Raw genomic sequence first — 16424 nt, 5'->3', positions numbered from 1 at the left:
CCGTCTGTGTTGCAGGGGCAACCTTACACACCGGGCCGGACCCCACCCGCAGGGGGGGCCGGCCCGACGATGATCAGCCGCCCGCGCCCTGGAACGCCGCGACCGCACGGTCCAGCGCGGCCAGCGCCTCGCCCTGCCTGGCGAAGTCACCGGACTGCTGGGCCGCCTTGAGCTCGTTCAGCGCCGCACGGATCTGCTGCGCCGCGGTCGCCTGCGCCGCGTTGGGCGCCGCCGGGGTCTGGGCGCCCTGTCCGTTCGGCGTGGCCGGCGTCGTGGGCGTCGTCGGCTGGGCGGGCTGCCCGGTCGTCGGAGCGGCACCGCCCGCGGCGGCACCGGCTCCGGCGCCGAACACCTCGTCGAGGGCCCGGGACAGGCTCGCGTCGTAGCCGAGCCGGTCGCCGTAGAACACCAGGACGCGGGCCAGCTGCGGATAGGTCGAGTTGTCCTGACCGCCCGCCCGCTCGATGTACACCGGCTCGACGTAGAGCAGACCACCGGCCACCGGCAGCGTCAGCAGGTTGCCGTAGTCGATCGTGGTCTGGTTCTGCCGCAGCAGGTTCAGCTCGGAGGAGACCTCGGGCGAGCCGAGGAACCGGGCCTGGACCTGCTGCGGGCCGAGCGTCTGGGTCTCGTTCGGCAGCTGCAGCACGGTCAGCTTCCCGTAGGTGTCCGGGTCCGAGCTGGCCGAGACGTACGAGGCGAGGAACTGCCGCCGCAGGCTCACCAGCGCGCTGGTGAGCTGGAACGACGCGCCCTCCTGCCCCGGAAGACCCGCGTAGATGTAGTACGGCGGCTGCGCGTCCTGGCTGCCGCCGTTGCCGCCCTGCACGGTCGGGTCGGACGGGACGTCCCAGAACGACACGGTGGAGAAGAACTCGTTCGGGTCGTCGACGTGGTAGCGGGTCAGCAGCTCACGCTGGACCTTGAACTGGTCCTCCGGGTAGCGCAGGTGGGCCTGCAGGTCCGGGGTGATCGCCGAGCGCGGCTCGACCGTGCCCGGGAACGCCTTCTCCCAGGTCTGCAGCACCGGGTCGGACTCGTCGAAGGCGAAGAGCTTCACGGTGCCGTCGTAGGCGTCGACCGTGGCCTTCACCGAGTTGCGCAGGTAGCTGATCGTGTCGTTCGGCAGCTGCTGGCCATTGGGCCCGAGCCGGGAGTCCGACGTGGCGTCGCCCAGCTGCACGCGCTCGGCGTAGGGGAAGTTCTGCAGCGTGGTGTAGCCGTCGACGATCCACTGCACCCGCCCGTCGACGACGGCCGGGTACGGGTCGTTGTCCAGCGTCAGCCACGGGGCCACCGCCTGCACGCGGTCCCGCGGGTTCCGGACGTACATGATCTTCGAGTCGGCGTTGATCGAGTTGTTGAACAGGATGTTCCGCTCGCCGTAGGCCAGCGCGAACACCGAACGGTTGAACAGCCCGCCGATCGGGACGCCGCCGGCACCGGTGTAGGTGTACTGCGCCTCGTCGGAGTCGTACTCCCGCGGCGCGGTACCCGGCTCGGCACCGACGATCGAGTACTGGTTGTCGAGCAGCTCGCCGTAGTAGATGCGGGGCTGCTGGACGGGCACGAAGCCCTGCTGCTGGGTGTCGGAGACCTGGAAGTTCGGCAGGCCGCCGGAGCCGCCCGCATCCTCCAGGGCCTCGTTCACCTGGTTCGCCGGAGCGGCCACGATCCCGTTGCCGTGGGTGTAGACCAGGTGCCGGTTGATCCAGTCCTGCTGGTTGTTCACCAGGCCGTTGGCGTTCATCTCGCGCGCCGCGACGACGTAGTCACGGGTCTCGCCGTCGACGGTGTAGCGGTCGATGTCGAGGTTGGGCGAGAACCCGTAGAAGTTCCGTCGCTGTTGGAGCTGGGTGAACGTGCGATTGAGCTTGCCCGGGTCGAGCAGCCGGATGTTGGGGATGGTGTCGGTGTCGGCCCGGACCTGGGCCGGTGTCGCCTCCGACGTGCCCGCGTAGGGCGCGATGTCGACCTTGTCCGGCCCGATGCCGAAGGCGTCCCGGGTCGCCGCGATGTTGCGTTCGATCGACGGGGCCTCGTTGACGTTCGCGTTGGGCGCGACGACGAACTGCTGCAGCACCAGCGGGAACGCCGTGCCGACCAGGATCGAGGAGACGACCAGCATGACCACGGCGACCGCCGGGATCTGCAGGTTCTGGCGGAACGCGGCGACGAAGAACGCGAGCGCGCAGATCACCGCGATGACCAGCAGGATCAGCTTGGCCGGCAGGACCGCGTTGAGGTCGGTGTAGGTGGCGCCGTAGAACGTCTGCGCATTGCGGTTGGACCACAGCAGGTCGTAGCGGTCGAACCAGTACGCAACGGCCTTGAGCAGCACGAACACCCCGGCGAGCACGGCGAGCTGGGCACGCGCGGCGGTGGAGACGAAGCCGGAGCGGCCGGACAGCCGGATGCCCCCGAAGATGTAGTGGGTCACCAGCGCGAGCACGAAGCAGATCGCGACGGCGACGAACAGCCAGTTCAGGCTCATCCGCAGGAACGGCAGGGTGAAGGCGTAGAACCCGATGTCGTTGCCGAACTCGGGATCGGCGCGGCCGAACGGGGTGCCGTGCAGGAACATCTGCACGGTCTGCCACTGCGTCGGCGCCGCGAGCCCGGCGATCAGACCGATCACGACCGGAACGCCGACGGCGAACAGGCGCAGGCGCTGGATGATCGTGGTCCGGTAGCGCGCGACCGGGTCCTCGGGTCCGGACACCGGCACGAAGACCGGGCGGTAGCGGTAGGCCAGCCACAGCGTCAGCGCGACCAGGCCGCCCACCACCAGGGCCACGACCCCGAAGAGCACGATCTGGGTGAACAGCCGGGTGAGCTGGACGCTCCGGAAACCGACCTCGCCGAACCACAGGTAGTCGACATAGAAGTTCAGCAGCCGCGAGCCACCGAGCAGAAGCACTACGAGGACGCCCGCGGCGACCAGCAGGATCCGGGTTCGGCGGGTCAGCGACGGCGCTCCCACAGGGGGCCGCATGGACGACACGGGCACACTCCACAGTTCGGGTACGACTCGTGGAGAGCGCGGCCGGCTGGGGCGACGGCACGGTTCTCCGAGGGCAACTGTACGGAGGTTCGGTGAAGTCGCGGTCGGGTCCCGGTGTGTCGGGACGAAAACGACACATCGGGCGGCGGTCCCCCGGCTCTCCGACCGCATCGTCGCAGGACGGGCCGGGGTCGGGCGCGCCGTCGTCGTCGCACGATCGTAGGGTTCCGTCCGTGGGCGTTCGATCTTCGACGTGGGTGACCGCGGTCCTCGTGCTGCTGGCCCTCACCGCGGTCGGGACCGTGGTCCCCGCGCCGGTCGTCGCCCTCGGGCCGGGACCGACCTTCGACACCCTCGGTGAGGTCGAGGGCACGCCCGTCGTGTCCGCGGAGGGCCTGCCGACCTACCCGACGACCGGGCACCTGAACATGACCACCGTCGGCGTCACCGACGGGATCTCGACGCTGCGGGCGCTCGGCATGTGGGCCTCGGGCACCTACCGGCTCGCGCCGCGCTGGTCGCTGTACCCGCCCGGCGAGTCCACCGAACAGGTCACCCAGGCCAACCAGCAGGAGTTCGACGGCTCGATCGCGAACGCCGAGGCCGCGGCGCTGAACCACCTGCACCTGCCGACCCGGGTCACGGTCGGCGCGCTGACCGACGGCTCGCCGTCGGCGGGGGTGCTGGAACCCGGCGACGAGATCCGCGCCGTCGGCGCCACCCCGGTGACCTCGGTCCAGGGCCTGCTCGACGCCATGGGGGCCGCGCGCCCCGGTCAGCCGGTCACCCTCACCGTCCGCCGGGGGGACGCCGCGCCGCGCCAGGTCACCGTCACCCCGGCCGCCCACCCGGACGACCCGGCGCGGGCCTTCCTGGGCATCACCCCGGCCACCTCGCCCGCCGAGGGGCAGAAGCTGACCATCACGCTGGGCGACGTCGGCGGCCCCTCGGCCGGTCTGATGTTCAGCCTGGCGCTGGTCGACAAGCTGACCCCGGGTCCGCTGACCGGCGGCCGGTTCGTCGCCGGCACCGGCACCATCGACGCCGAGGGCCGGGTCGGGCCGATCAGCGGCATCCGCTTCAAGATGCTGAAGGCCCGCGAGGTCGGTGCGCAGACGTTCCTGGTGCCCGCTGCGAACTGCACCGAGGCCGCCGAGGACGCGCCCGACGGGCTCCAGCTCGTGCGCGTCGGGACCCTCGACGAGGCGGTCGGCGCGCTGACCACCCTCGACACCGGCGGTACGCCCGCCGGCTGCTCGTAGTTCCCCGGTCCGCTCCCGGCGAACACCGCCCCACCAGGCCCGATCCACCGGCTGTCGGGGCGGCGACCACCCCCCGGGCCCGCGTACGGTGGACGCCATGAGCGACGTCCCCTTCGGCTTCGGCCCCGCCGACCGTGACCGCGACCGCGAGCCCGGCGACCAGCCCGACTCGGGTTCCGGCGACGCCTCCGGCACGGACGGGGGCACGTCGGGCAAGGACGGGAAGGGCGAGCCCGAGGGCCCGAAGGACCCGTTCGGCTTCGGGTCGCACCCCCGGTCCGACGACCCGTCCGGCGCCTCCGGCGGCGCGGGCCAGAACCCGTTCGCGGCGTTCGGCATGGGCGGGATCCCCGGTATGCCGGGTATGCCCGGCGGGGGCCAGTTCGACATGAGCCAGCTCGGGCAGATGCTGTCCCAGCTCGGCCAGATGCTCTCCAGCAGCGGCTCCTCCGACGGCGGCCCCGTCGACTACGAGCTCGCCGCCCGGATCGCCACCCAGCAGCTCGCGCAGTCGACGTCGTCGCTCACCGACGCCCAGCGCACCGGGGTCGCCGAGGCCGTGAAGCTCGCGGAGCTGTGGCTCGACCCGGCGACGTCGTTCCCCTCCTCCGGCGGCGAGGTGAAGGCCTGGACGCCGTCGGACTGGGTGCGGGCCGGCATGCCGACCTGGAAGCGGCTCTGCGACCCGGTGGCGACGCGGCTGTCCTCGGCCTGGGTCGAGGGTCTGCCCGAGGAGGTCCGCGGCGCGGCGGGCCCGATGCTGGGGATGCTCGGCAAGATGGGCGGGATGGCGTTCGGCAGCCAGCTCGGCCAGGGCCTGGCGCAGCTCGGCAAGGAGGTGCTGACCTCCACCGAGCTCGGCATCCCGGTCGGCCCGGAGCGCACCTCCGCACTGCTGCCCGAGGCCGTCGCCCGGTTCACCGAGGGCCTGGACCGCCCGGCCGGTGAGGTCACGCTGTTCCTCGCCGCGCGCGAGGCCGCCCACCAGCGGCTGTTCACCCACGTGCACTGGCTGCGCGAGCGGCTGCTCGGCGCCGTCGAGGAGTACGCCCGCGGCATCACCGTGGACACCTCGCGGATCGAGGAGCTCGCCCGCGGGATCGACCCGTCGAACCCGGAGTCGATCCAGGAGGCCATGCAGTCCGGCATGTTCGAGCCGGAGGACACACCGCAGCAGAAGGCGGCGCTGGCCCGGCTGGAGACCCTGCTCGCCCTGATCGAGGGCTGGGTGGACACCGTCGTCGCCGAGGCGCTGACCGAGCGGCTGCCCGGGGCCGAGGCGATGCGCGAGACGATGCGCCGCCGCCGCGCCTCGGGCGGGCCCGCGGAGCAGGCGTTCGCGACGATCGTCGGGCTGGAGCTGCGGCCGCGGAAGCTGCGGGCCGCGGCGGACCTGTGGAAGCTGCTGGGCGCCGAGCGCGGCGTCGAGGGCCGCGACGCGGTCTGGGCGCACCCGGACCTGATCCCGTCGGCCGAGGACCTGGACGACCCGGCCGCCTTCGTGCGCGGCGGCGCGACCGGCGGGGCCGTCCCGGACGACCCGATCGCCGAGCTGGAGCGCCAGATGGCCGCCGACGCGGAGAAGAGGAAGGCCGAGTCGTCCGGGACCCCGGAGGAGCCCGGGACCTCGGAGAAGCCCTCCGCGGAGGACACCGACGGCGAGGACGGGACGGACCGGAAGGACTCCTGAGCCCGGCTCAGGTCCCGGTCGCGCGGACCGGCTCCCTCCCGGGGCCGGTCCCGCCGAACCCGCCGACCTCACCGTCGGCGTCGGCGACCCCGTCGGGCTCGTCGGCGGTGGCCGGGTCGCCGTCGACACCGGTGATGCCGAGCTCCGCGGCCGCGTTGAGGCCCTCCAGGTAGCCGATGGCCCGCTCGGTGCGCGGATAGCGGCGCACCCAGGACCAGAAGACGTCGTCGTGCGCGGCGGACAGCAGGTGGGCCAGCTCGTGCACCAGCACGTAGTCGACGACCCAGCCCGGCGCGTCCCGCAGACGCTCGCTGATCCGGATCGTGGCGTCGTCGGGGGTGCAGGACGCCCAGCGGGTGCGCATCGTCGGCACCCACCGGATCGACGACGGCCGCGCGCGCCCCTCCAGCCAGCGCTTCGACAGCTCCAGGCCGCGGCGCATCAGGGCCTCGTCGTTGTTGCGGCCCGGTGAGCGGCGGCGGGCCTCGCTCGCCTCGACGCGTCGCACCATCTCCGCGACCCAGTCGCGTTCCTGTTCGGCGGACATCCAGCCCGGGATGAACACGACGAGCCGTTCCCCCTCCCGCCGGGCACTGACCATGCGCTTCCGGCGGGCGCTGCGTCGGACCTCTACCGGGGGACTCGCCATGGCTCCAGGGTAGGCCGCCCCGGTTCGCGGATGCGAACGGCGCGGACGTGTTCCGGCCCCGTCGCCGCACGGAGCGGGCACCGTGGCACCGGTGACCGGACTGCCCGCACGGCTCGCGCTCGCCGCCCACCTCGCCGTCCTCCCGGCCGGGCCACGAGCCCGCCGGATCGGGTCCGGCCCACCCCGGGCCCGGCTGCTGGAGGAGCTGTCCCCCGCCGCCGTCGACGCACTGGACCGGCTCGCCGACGGCCCGTGCCCGACCGGTGCGCTCACCCGGGGCGACGACGAGGTCGCGGTGCTGCTCGCCGTCCTGTGGCGGGCGGGGCTGCTCGCCGACCCGGACGTCGTGGACCGGGTCCGGCGGCGCCGGGCGAGCACGCTGGTCGAGGTCCGCGGCAACGGCGCGCTCGCCGTGGCGGTCGTCGCCGGGCTGGCCCGGGCCGGGATCGGACAGCTGTACCCGCAGGTCGGCGGGGTGACGGGCGCCGACGACGTGCTGGCCGGGCTGCCGGTGGGGCCGGGCCGGGGCCGCGGGGAGGAGCTGCGCACGTTCCTGCGCGACGCCGGTGTCGACGCCGATCCGCCCCGGCGGGTGCCCGCGGACCTGGTGGTGCTCGCCGACGACGGGCCGATGCCGCCGGAGGCTCCGTCGGAGCAGCTGTTCGTGGCCCTGCGCGACGGCCGCGGCGTGGTGGGGCCGCTCGTCCTGCCGGGTCGGGGGCTGTGTCCCGGTTGTGCGGGGGCGCCCGGTGCGGCCGGCGGACCGTCGTCGGCGGCACCGCACGTGCTGGTCGCGACGGCGGCGGTGGCGGTCGGCCAGGTGCTCGCCGCCGTCGACGGGCCGGTGCGTGGCGGCCGGCCGCCCGCGTCGTGGGGAGCGGTGCTGGAGGTCGACGCGGACGCGGCGACGGTCGTCACCCGTCCGGGGTTCCGCCGACCCGGTTGTCCCTGCGGCACAGCGGCTGCGGGGCTACCGGACAGCGCACTGGGGCCCACCGCGGCGTGCGGGACTCCCCCGGCCGGGTGGACAATCACGGTGTGAGCGACATTCCCCGAAGAACCGCCTCGCGCACCGCCAAGCTCGCCGGCCTCCCGCTCGGCGTCGCCGGACGTGCCGCAGCAGGGTTCGGGCGCCGTCTCACGGGTGGTGACCGCGACGAGATCGCGGCCCAGCTCGCGACCAAGAGCGCCGAGCAGCTGTTCGAGGTGCTCGGCGAGCTCAAGGGCGGCGCGATGAAGTTCGGGCAGGCGCTCAGCGTGTTCGAGGCGGCCGTGCCCGACGAGTACGCGGAGCCCTACCGCGAGGCGCTCACCAAGCTGCAGTCCGCGGCGCCGCCGATGCCTATGGCCGACGTCGACTACATGCTCACCCAACAGTTCGGGCGGTCCTGGCGGTCCCGGTTCGCCGACTTCGACGAGACGCCCGCCGCCTCGGCCAGCATCGGCCAGGTGCACCGCGCGGTCTGGAAGCGCGACGGCCGCGAGGTCGCGGTCAAGGTGCAGTACCCCGGCGCCGAGGAGGCGCTGCGCTCGGACCTGCGTCAGCTCGGGCGGATGAGCCGCATCCTGCAGCCGCTGGTCCCCGGTATGGAGATCAAGCCGCTGGTCGCGGAGCTCAAGGACCGCATGGAGGAGGAGCTCGACTACCGCGACGAGGCCGCGTACCAGCGCGAGTTCGCCGCGTTCTACGAGGACGACCCGGACGTGAAGATCCCCCGCGTGGTCGGTTCGGCCCCCAAGGCCGTCATCACGGAGTGGGTACAGGGCCGCCCGCTGGCCTCGATCATCCGCGACGGCACCCGCGAGGAGCGCGACCACGCGGGCAACCAGCTGGCCCGCTTCCACTACTCGGCGCCGGACCGCGCGCACCTGCTGCACGCCGACCCGCACCCCGGTAACTTCGGGATCCTCGACGACGGCCGTCTGCTCGTCCTCGACTTCGGTGCGGTCGCCCGGATGCCCGACGGCATGCCCCCCGAGCTGGTCACGATGACCAAGTACGCGCTCGAGGGGCGCAGCGGCGACCTGATGGCCCTGATGCGCTCGGCCGGGTTCGTCCGCGACGGCGCCCGGATCGAGTCCGAGCAGATCCTCGGCTACCTCGCACCCTTCACCGAGCCGCTGGGGTCCGAGGAGTTCCACTTCAGCCGCCGGTGGATCCAGAAGCAGGCCGAGCGGGTCGGTGATCTCCGTAGCCCGGAGGCGGCGATCGGCCGGTCGCTGAACCTGCCCCCGCGGTTCCTGCTGGTGCACCGGGTGACGATGGGGACCGTCGGCATCCTGTGCCAGCTCGACTCCCACGTGCGGCTGCGGGAGATCGTCGCCGAGTGGCAGCCGGAGATGTTCGAGCCGGACGCCCCGACCGGCTGACCCCCCCTTCGGCACTCCGGTCCTGCGGGACGGGGGTGTCCTGTCGTCGCTGTGCTCTGCTCACCGGTACGCAGCAGCGCAGGTCGGCGCCACTGGCGGAGCCTTCGGGGGCGTCGTGGGGAGGTGCCGCCCCGACGACTCGGCGCAGGCTCGCGCCGGCGCGCCCGGCCCAGCACCGCGGGCCCGTCGACGAGCACGATCCGCGCCGCCGACGGCTCGGTGCGGCGTCGAGGAACAGCCGGCACCCGGTGACGAGCCGTCCCCACGGGTCGGGCACCGCCTCCGCCGTGTCGACCACCCCGGTCCGCCACACGGTCCGCCGACCGCGCCAGGACCGCGGCGAACAGCGCCGCTCGTCGTCGCACCGGTGGTGGAGCGTGCCCCTCGTCACCCCGGCCCGTCGACGACGGCCGGCAGCCCGACCGCGCCGCACCCGTTGCGGGAGAACAGGCGCGCCGCCTCGTCCAGCACCGCCCGCCGGATCCGCTCGCGCTGCTCGGACCAAAGTTCCCGTGCCCTCTCCCCGATTTGACGTTCTGATGGTACGTCGATAGATTTCACGTACCGAAGGTATGCGTATAGGAGGGTGCCGTGCTCCACAGCTGCTACCCGGCCCTCGCGACGGCCGACGTCCCGGCCGCCCGCGCGTTCTGGACCGGCCTGATGGGATTCGAGATCGTCTTCGACACCGACTGGTACGTCAGCCTCCGTCGCGGACGCTTCGAGCTCGCCGTCCTCGACCGGGACCATCCGACGATCCCGGCGGCGTACCGCGGCCGGTCCGCCGCCGGGACGCTGATGAATTTCGAGGTCGACGACGTCGACGCCGAGTGGGACCGTCTCGTCGTCCGCGGTGGGTTGGAGGCGCTGCTCCCGGTACGCGACGAGGACTTCGGGCAGCGGCACTTCGTCGTCGCCGGGCCGGACGGGGTACTGGTCGACGTGATCACCGAGATCGCCCCGTCGGCGGAGTTCGCCGACGCGTTCACGGGGTCGCCGGCGCCCTGACCTGGGGTGCTGCGTATCGGTGAGCAGAGCAAAGCGACGAGCAGGCACCCTCTCCCACCGGCGGACCGGCAGGTCCCGGACACGACGGTGCCCCGCCCGGACGTCGGGTCCGGACGGGGCACCGATCGCATCGGTCGGCGGCGGGATCAGCCGGCGCGCAGCCGCGCCCGCTCGGCGCGGGAGGCGGCCCAGGCCGCGATCCGGGACCAGCCGCGGCCCGCGGTGAGCCGGCGTGCGAGCCGGTGCTCGGCCGCCGCCCGTTGTGCCTCCTGCTGATGGGATCTCGCCAGCGCTTCCTGGATGAGCGTCATCACGTTCTCCTGGTTCACGAGGTGGGACGAACGGTCGGTGCGGGGAATCGGTCGCACGGCCGGTGCCGGCTTCAGGTCGTTCATGTCTCGGTCTCCTCGGGTCTGGTGGGTCGGCGGGCGCCGCGGTGCGCGTCGCGCCGGTACGGCTGTGGTCAGCGGCTCGCGGCCAGGGCCAGGGCCCGGTCGCGCTCCAGGTCGGCCTTGCGGGGACGCCCCCTCGGGCGCTTGCGTGGGATCACCCGACCGTGGTCGAAGATCTCGCCTCCCCACACACCCCACGGCTCGGCGCGCTCCAGCGCACCGTCCAGGCAGGCCTGCCGGAGCGGGCAGCCGCCGCAGCGGGACTTCGCCTCCTCCAGCTCGGCCGGGGCCTCGGCGAACCACAGGTCGGCGTCGCCGTTGCGGCAGGGCAGGGCTGAGCCCACGCTCGGCACGGACCGCAGCCGCACCTCGTCGGGTCCGGCGCCGCCGCCGGACTGCTCGGTGATCATTCCGCCGTCACTCGGAACGGATCGCACGTACACGATCGACCTCCTCGATCGAACTTCTCTGTAACTGGTCAGACCGGTCTGGTCGGGATCTGTCATCTCTCGGGACGGAATCGGGGACAAAAAAACGGGGCCGCGGAACCCGTGTGCGTGGGTTCCGCGGCCCCGATGGGACTCGCTGGGTGCTGAGGGTCAGGTACCCCCTCGGCGCCCGGGAACGAACGCAGCTGTGCACTTGTCATCGAAGATCGGGCCGGTGACCGCGACCGGCATGCCGCCCAGCGGGTACACCTCACCCGTGGCGCGGAGCGTCGACGGCGCGAGCAGCGCCACCCCCTGGGGGCGACGACGGACGCCGGACTCCCCGGTGACCGCGATGCCCGCGTGAGCGACGTCGTGCGCGACGACGGTCTGCTCCGGGACGCACACCGGGGCCGGGACGGACAGGGTGGTGCCGATCAGGTCGGTCGTGTCGATCGTGCCCATCTCGTCACCTCCTCCGGTTCCGTCCGCGGTCTCCCGCGCGACGCGTCTGTGTCGGGAGCATGGCGCTCCACCTGGTGCCGACGACAGTAGAAGTGCTGCGCACGGCACTGCAACCGATTATTCGAAGTCTCGCCGGAAGTTCACGCCGATCCCTACCGAAGAGAGGGTCGTGAGCCCTCCGCCGCGTGCTCGGCGAGCACCCGCAGCACGTCGTCGCCGTAGCGGTCCAGCTTGGCCGCGCCGATCCCCGGGATGCCCACCAGGGCCGACGGTCCGGCGGGCCGTTGCTCCGCGATCGCGGTGAGCGTGGCGTCGGTGAGCACGACGAAGCCGGGCACGTCCTGCGCCTTCGCCGCCGCCGACCGCCACTGCTTCAGCCGGTCCAGCAGCTCCAGGTCCACATCGGACGGGCAGTCGTCGCAGCGCAGGAGCTTGGTGGCGGTGGTCCCGAACAGCGGGGTCCCGCAGACGCGGCACTTGGGCCGGGCTCCCCCGGGCCGGCGCTCGCCGGCCACCCGGGACGCCGGGTGCGAGTCCGGGATCAGTCCGTACAGGAACCGCGAGCGGCGTCGCTTCGGCCCGCGCCCGGAGGCCCGGGACAGCGACCACGACATCGACAGCACCCGCCGGGCGCGGGTGACGCCGACGTAGAACAGCCGGCGTTCCTCCTCGACGGCGGCCTCGTCGTCGCCGGCATGGCCGATGGGGAGCGTGCCGTCGGCGAGTCCGACGAGGAACACCGCGTCCCACTCCAGACCCTTCGCGGCGTGCAGCGACGCCAGCGTGACGCCGTTGACCACGGGCGCCTGCGCGTGGTCGGCGCGGGTCTCCAGCTCCCCGCACAACCGGCGCAGGTCGGCCTGCGGCTCGACCGCGGCCAGCTCCTCGGCGACGCCGACCAGCGCCAGCAGCGACTCCCACTGCGCGCGCAGCGTCGCGCCCTTCGGCGGCTCGTCGGTCAGCCCGGCGCGGGCGGTGAGCACCGCGCGGGTGACGTCGACGAGGTCGGTGCCCGGCCGCTGGTCCGGCGCCGCGGTCCGCAGCGCGAGCATCGCCCGGCGGATCTCGGGCCGGTTGAAGAACCGCTCGCCGCCGCGGATCTGGTAGGGCACGCCGGCGTCGGACAGGGCCTGCTCGAACGCCTCGGACTGGGCGTTGATCCGGAACAGCACCGCGATCTCCGACGGCTCGGTGCCGTCGTTGATCAGGGTCAGGATCCTGCCCGCGACGGCGGCGGCCTCCCCGGCCTCGTCGTCGTGCTCGGAGAAGTCCGGGTCGGGGCCGGGCGGGAGCTGCCCGATGAGCTGCAGCCGGGACCCGGCGGGCCGGTTGCGGGCGGCGCCGATCAGCTGGTTCGCGCAGCCGACGATCTGCGGGGTGGAGCGGTAGTCGCGCTGCAGGCGCACGACCGCGGCGTCGGGGAAACGGCGCGGGAACTCCAGCAGGTACCGGGGAGAGGCGCCGGCGAAGGTGTAGATCGTCTGGTTGGCGTCGCCGACGACGGTGAGGTCGTCGCGGTCGCCGAGCCAGGCGTCGAGCAGGCGCTGCTGCAACGGGGTGACGTCCTGGTACTCGTCGACCACGAAGCACCGGTAACGGGACCGGAACTCCTCGGCGACGCCGCCGTGCTCCTCCAGCGCGATCGCGGTGTGCAGGAGCAGGTCGTCGAAGTCGAGCTGCTCGCTCGCGTTCTTCAGCTCCTCGTACGCGGCGTAGACGGCGGCCACCTGCTCGGCCGGGCCGGGGGTGTCGCGGCGACGGCGGGCGACCTCGGCCGCGTAGTCCGACGGGGCGACCAGGGTCGACTTCGCCCACTCGATCTCGGAGGCGAGGTCGCGCAGCGCGTCGGAGTCGGTGCCGGCCCGGGCGCGGGCAGCCGCCTGGCCGACGAGCCGCAGCTTGCCGTCGAGCAGCGGCCACGGGCTGCCGCCGACCATCTGTGGCCAGAAGTAGCGCAGCTGACGCAGCGCCGCGGCGTGGAAGGTGCGGGCCTGCACCCCGGAGGCGTCGAGGGCGCGCAGCCGGGTGCGCAGCTCCCCCGCGGCGCGGGCGGTGAAGGTGACGGCGAGGACCTGGGTGGCGGCGACGTGGCCCGAGGTCACCAGGTGGGCGATCCGCCGGGTGATCGTGCGGGTCTTACCGGTGCCCGCCCCCGCGAGGACGCAGACCGGGCCGCGCGGCGCGTGCACCGCGGCCCGCTGCTCGGGGTCCAGACCGTCCGCGCCGATCGGGGCCGCCGGGTCCGGCACGGCGCGGGTCGCACGGGCGGGGCGGGTGGTGGATCGGGACGGCACCCACCCATCCTGACACCCACCCCCGACGGTCACGGGTCGCCCGTCCCGCCCGTCCGGGTGCCGGGCAGGTCACAGCGGGGCGGGAAGAATCCCGCGAGCGAGCCCGTTGCACCCGGTATGGCGGACCTGACGATGTACACGACCAGCTGGTGCGGCTTCTGCCGTCGTCTCAAGCTGCAGCTCGACCAGGCCGGCATCGGCTACCGCGAGATCGACATCGAGCGTGAGCCGGACGCCGTGGCGTTCGTCGAGAAGGCCAACGGCGGCAACCGCACGGTGCCGACCGTCGTCTTCCCGGACGAGTCGGTCGCGACGAACCCCAGCTTCTCCGAGGTGAAGACCCGGCTCGGGGTCTGACACCTCCCCTGATCTCCCACCACGGAGCGCGGCGGCCCGCCACCGGTACCTCACCGGGGGCGGGCCGCCGCTTCGTCTGCGGGGTCAGCCCCCGGCGGCGGCCCAGGACTCCAGCATGGTGCGTGCGATCGAGACCTTCCCCGGCAGCATGACCACCGGTCCGTCGGTGGGGTCGGGCTCGTCCCGGGTGCCCCAGTCGCCGCGGGCCAGTGCCGCCCGCAGCGTGTCCCGGGTGATCCACAGGGCGTCGGCGATCTCGCCGTCCTGCGGCGTCAGCGGGACCTCCGGGTCCCCGATCGCGTGGAAGCCGACCATCAGCGACCGCGGGAACGGCCACGCCTGGCTGCCGAGGTACCGCACGTCGGACACGGCGATGCCGACCTCCTCGGAGATCTCGCGGTGCACGCACGCCTCCAGCGACTCGCCGGACTCGACGAACCCGGCGAGCACCGAGTAGCGCCCGGCCGGCCACACCGGCTGGCGGGCGAGCAGGACGCGGTCCGCACCGTCGTGCACCAGGCAGATGATCGCCGGGTCGGTGCGCGGGTACTCCTCGTGGCCGTTGTCGCAGACCCGGGCCCAGCCCGCGTTGTGCGGGCGGGTGCGGGTGCCGTCGATCGCGCAGAACCGGGCCCGGTCGTGCCAGTTCAGCGTGGCGACCGCGCCGGTGAGCAGCCCGGACCCGAGCGGGTCGAGGAACGCGCCCGCGGCGCGCAGGTCCGCCCACTCACCCTCGCCGGTGAAGATGTCGCTGTCGGCGGTGCGTTCGGTCCCGACGCGCACCGCCCAGTACGGGACGCCCTCGCGCTCGCCGAGCAGCACGGCCTCGGCCGGCGGCTCCGCGGCGACGTCGGTGCCCGCGCGGGTCCGGACGTGCCCGCCACGGCCCGCCGCGTCGTCCCAGGCGGCGGCGTCGACCTCGCGGAACTCGCGGCCCGGTTCGACCTCCCAGTCCACCGGGGTGCGTCCGGACTCGTCGACGACGACCACGCGCGCCGTCGCCCACGTGTCGCGCACGTAGGCCGGGTCCAGGCGGCGGTTCTCGTCGCGGGAGAGCGCGTTGCGCGACAGCACCGGCTCCTCGGTCAGGGAGAAGTCCCCGGGGCTCATCGCCCGCCTCCGCGGACCACGCCGCCGAGCGCGGCGAGCGGTGGCCCGACCACGTCGGCGTCACCGACGACCACCCCGGTGAACCGGGTCGGCGCGAACAGCGCGGTGGCGGCCGCGGCGACCTCGTCGACGGTGACCGCCTCCAGCCGGCGCGGCCGGTCCCGGAGCCAGTCGACGTCGAGCCCGGCGGCGTGCAGCGCGGACAGGGTGCCGGCCAGCGCGGACTGACTGTCCAGCGAGATCAGCAGCGAACCGATCGCGTAGCGACGGGCCGAGGTGACCTCCTGCTCGGTCGGCGGGACCGCCACCATGCGGCCGAGCTCGTAGCGGGTCTCGAGCAGGGCGGCGGCCGTGACGTCGGAGGCGACGTCGGCGTCGAGACCGAGCACCGCGCCACCGGGCACGAACTCCTGCCCGGAGTGCGCACCGTAGGTGTAGCCCTTGTCCTCGCGGATGTTCTCCATCCAGCGCGAGGAGAAGTAACCGCCGAACACGAGGTTCGCGAGCTGGAACGCGGTGTAGCGCTCGTCGGTGCGATCCAGGCCGGGCGCGGTGAGACGCAGCTGGGACTGCACGGAGCCGGGCCGGTGGACCAGCTCCAGGTCGCCCGCCTGCGGCACCGGCGGGGCGGACAGCCACCGGGCGGGGTGGTCTCCGGTCCACCCCCCGAGCCGGCGGGCGACCTCGGCGATCGCGGCCTCGGGGTCGATGTCCCCGACGAGGACCAGGCTCGCCCCGTCCGGGACGACGACGTCGGCGTGCAGCTCCCGCACGCGCTCGGGGGTGACCGCGGCGACGGCCTCGGCGGTCGGCATCTCCGAGACGATGGGGTGGTCGCCGAAGCGGCGGCGCATCAGCGCCTCGCGGGCGACGGTGCGCGGCTGCGCGCGGGCGACGGCGATCCGCTCGGCCAGCCGGGACCGCTCGCGGGCGACCTCGACGTCGGAGTGGGTGGCGGCGGTGAGGACGTCGGCGAGGACGTCGAGGACCGTCGGCAGACCGGTGGCCAGCGCGGAGCCGCCCGCCTGCAGGTACTCCGGGTCGACGGCGACGCCGAGTTCCCCGCCGACCGAGGCGAGCGCGTCGTCGATGCCGATCCGGTCGCGGCCCGCGGTGCCGGTCAGGATGGTCTCGGCGAGCACCTCGGTGCCCGCGGTGCGGGCGGCGTCGGCGACCGGCTCCGGCGAGGCGGCCGGGATACGCAGGACGGTCTCGACGAGCGGGACCCCGGGGCGGCGCGCGGCCAGGACGGTCAGCCCGTTCGGCAGGGTCTCGGTGAGCACGTCCGGAAGCGGCACCTCCTTGGTGCGGCCGAGCGCGGGCAACGGGCGGGGGCCGCGCTCGGTGCGGCCGATCTCCTCCGCGCTGCGGTGTGTGCGGGCGGCGCTCACGCGG

The 16424-nt window shown here is 73.8% G+C and carries 14 protein-coding genes; 6 read left to right on the top strand and 8 right to left on the bottom strand.

Annotation, left to right across the window (positions count from 1 at the left end):
* Positions 1-73 precede the first annotated feature (73 nt).
* Positions 74-2995, bottom strand: coding sequence for a UPF0182 family protein (locus MTO91_RS05355; protein ID WP_405419047.1), 2922 nt, complete (start codon positions 2993-2995; stop codon positions 74-76).
* A gap of 266 nt (positions 2996-3261) precedes the next feature.
* Between MTO91_RS05355 and MTO91_RS05350 the strand changes: the two genes are divergently transcribed.
* Entirely contained in the window at positions 3262-4266 is a 1005-nt protein-coding gene (locus MTO91_RS05350) for a YlbL family protein (protein WP_251785611.1), read from the top strand.
* Between the two features lie 97 nt (positions 4267-4363).
* On the top strand, positions 4364-5956 hold the full coding sequence (locus MTO91_RS05345; RefSeq protein WP_251785612.1) for a zinc-dependent metalloprotease: 1593 nt from the start codon (positions 4364-4366) through the stop codon (positions 5954-5956).
* A 7-nt stretch (positions 5957-5963) separates the two neighbouring features.
* Here MTO91_RS05345 and MTO91_RS05340 read toward each other — a convergent pair whose 3' ends face one another.
* Complete coding sequence (locus tag MTO91_RS05340) at positions 5964-6605, bottom strand: M48 family metallopeptidase (protein ID WP_405419050.1); 642 nt, start codon at positions 6603-6605, stop codon at positions 5964-5966.
* A gap of 91 nt (positions 6606-6696) precedes the next feature.
* Between MTO91_RS05340 and MTO91_RS05335 the strand changes: the two genes are divergently transcribed.
* The 3 genes from MTO91_RS05335 to MTO91_RS05325 all read left to right on the top strand — a co-directional run bounded on the left by MTO91_RS05335 (position 6697) and on the right by MTO91_RS05325 (position 9983).
* Positions 6697-7647 (top strand): hypothetical protein, encoded by a 951-nt coding sequence (locus MTO91_RS05335; RefSeq protein WP_476653941.1) that lies wholly within the window; start codon positions 6697-6699, stop codon positions 7645-7647.
* Positions 7644-8975, top strand: a complete 1332-nt coding sequence (locus MTO91_RS05330; RefSeq protein ID WP_073578350.1) for an ABC1 kinase family protein — start codon at positions 7644-7646, stop codon at positions 8973-8975. Before MTO91_RS05335 ends, MTO91_RS05330 begins: the two co-directional genes overlap by 4 nt.
* A 591-nt stretch (positions 8976-9566) precedes the next feature.
* Positions 9567-9983 (top strand): VOC family protein, encoded by a 417-nt coding sequence (locus MTO91_RS05325; protein ID WP_476653940.1) that lies wholly within the window; start codon positions 9567-9569, stop codon positions 9981-9983.
* Positions 9984-10129: 146 nt separating this feature from the next.
* On the opposite strand, the gene MTO91_RS05320 is transcribed toward MTO91_RS05325, so the two are convergent.
* The 4 genes from MTO91_RS05320 to MTO91_RS05305 form a co-directional block, all read right to left on the bottom strand.
* Positions 10130-10378, bottom strand: coding sequence for a hypothetical protein (locus tag MTO91_RS05320; RefSeq protein WP_073578347.1), 249 nt, complete (start codon positions 10376-10378; stop codon positions 10130-10132).
* 68 nt (positions 10379-10446) lie between these two features.
* The gene (locus MTO91_RS05315) at positions 10447-10785 is read right to left on the bottom strand and encodes a WhiB family transcriptional regulator (RefSeq protein ID WP_083474559.1); all 339 of its coding nucleotides are present in this window, start codon (positions 10783-10785) and stop codon (positions 10447-10449) included.
* Between the two features lie 189 nt (positions 10786-10974).
* Entirely contained in the window at positions 10975-11268 is a 294-nt protein-coding gene (locus MTO91_RS05310; protein WP_405419058.1) for a hypothetical protein, read from the bottom strand.
* Positions 11269-11420: 152 nt separating this feature from the next.
* The gene (locus MTO91_RS05305) at positions 11421-13517 is read right to left on the bottom strand and encodes an ATP-dependent DNA helicase UvrD2 (RefSeq protein WP_405421582.1); all 2097 of its coding nucleotides are present in this window, start codon (positions 13515-13517) and stop codon (positions 11421-11423) included.
* Between the two features lie 177 nt (positions 13518-13694).
* On the opposite strand from MTO91_RS05305, the gene MTO91_RS05300 reads away from it, so the two are divergent.
* Complete coding sequence (locus MTO91_RS05300) at positions 13695-13919, top strand: glutaredoxin domain-containing protein (protein ID WP_280118320.1); 225 nt, start codon at positions 13695-13697, stop codon at positions 13917-13919.
* 84 nt (positions 13920-14003) lie between these two features.
* On the opposite strand, the gene nudC is transcribed toward MTO91_RS05300, so the two are convergent.
* Positions 14004-15029, bottom strand: a complete 1026-nt coding sequence (gene nudC, locus MTO91_RS05295; protein ID WP_476653939.1) for an NAD(+) diphosphatase — start codon at positions 15027-15029, stop codon at positions 14004-14006.
* The gene (locus tag MTO91_RS05290) at positions 15026-16420 is read right to left on the bottom strand and encodes a M16 family metallopeptidase (protein ID WP_073578344.1); all 1395 of its coding nucleotides are present in this window, start codon (positions 16418-16420) and stop codon (positions 15026-15028) included. The genes nudC and MTO91_RS05290 overlap by 4 nt, the downstream gene beginning before the upstream one ends.
* Positions 16421-16424: the final 4 nt, after the last annotated feature.

The organism is Pseudonocardia sp. 2-7 (assembly GCF_056341085.1).
This window is presented reverse-complemented; position numbering and strand designations above follow the sequence as displayed.

What these genes read in the sequence shown, in the direction of transcription:
- MTO91_RS05345 (WP_251785612.1), top strand. Translation starts at nt 4,364, where the DNA reads ATGAGCGACGTCCCCTTCGGCTTCGGCCCCGCCGACCGTGACCGCGAC.
- MTO91_RS05340 (WP_405419050.1), bottom strand. Translation starts at nt 6,605, where the DNA reads ATGGCGAGTCCCCCGGTAGAGGTCCGACGCAGCGCCCGCCGGAAGCGC.
- MTO91_RS05300 (WP_280118320.1), top strand. Translation starts at nt 13,695, where the DNA reads ATGTACACGACCAGCTGGTGCGGCTTCTGCCGTCGTCTCAAGCTGCAG.
- MTO91_RS05355 (WP_405419047.1), bottom strand. Translation starts at nt 2,995, where the DNA reads ATGCGGCCCCCTGTGGGAGCGCCGTCGCTGACCCGCCGAACCCGGATC.
- MTO91_RS05315 (WP_083474559.1), bottom strand. Translation starts at nt 10,785, where the DNA reads ATGATCACCGAGCAGTCCGGCGGCGGCGCCGGACCCGACGAGGTGCGG.
- nudC (WP_476653939.1), bottom strand. Translation starts at nt 15,029, where the DNA reads ATGAGCCCCGGGGACTTCTCCCTGACCGAGGAGCCGGTGCTGTCGCGC.
- MTO91_RS05310 (WP_405419058.1), bottom strand. Translation starts at nt 11,268, where the DNA reads ATGGGCACGATCGACACGACCGACCTGATCGGCACCACCCTGTCCGTC.
- MTO91_RS05320 (WP_073578347.1), bottom strand. Translation starts at nt 10,378, where the DNA reads ATGAACGACCTGAAGCCGGCACCGGCCGTGCGACCGATTCCCCGCACC.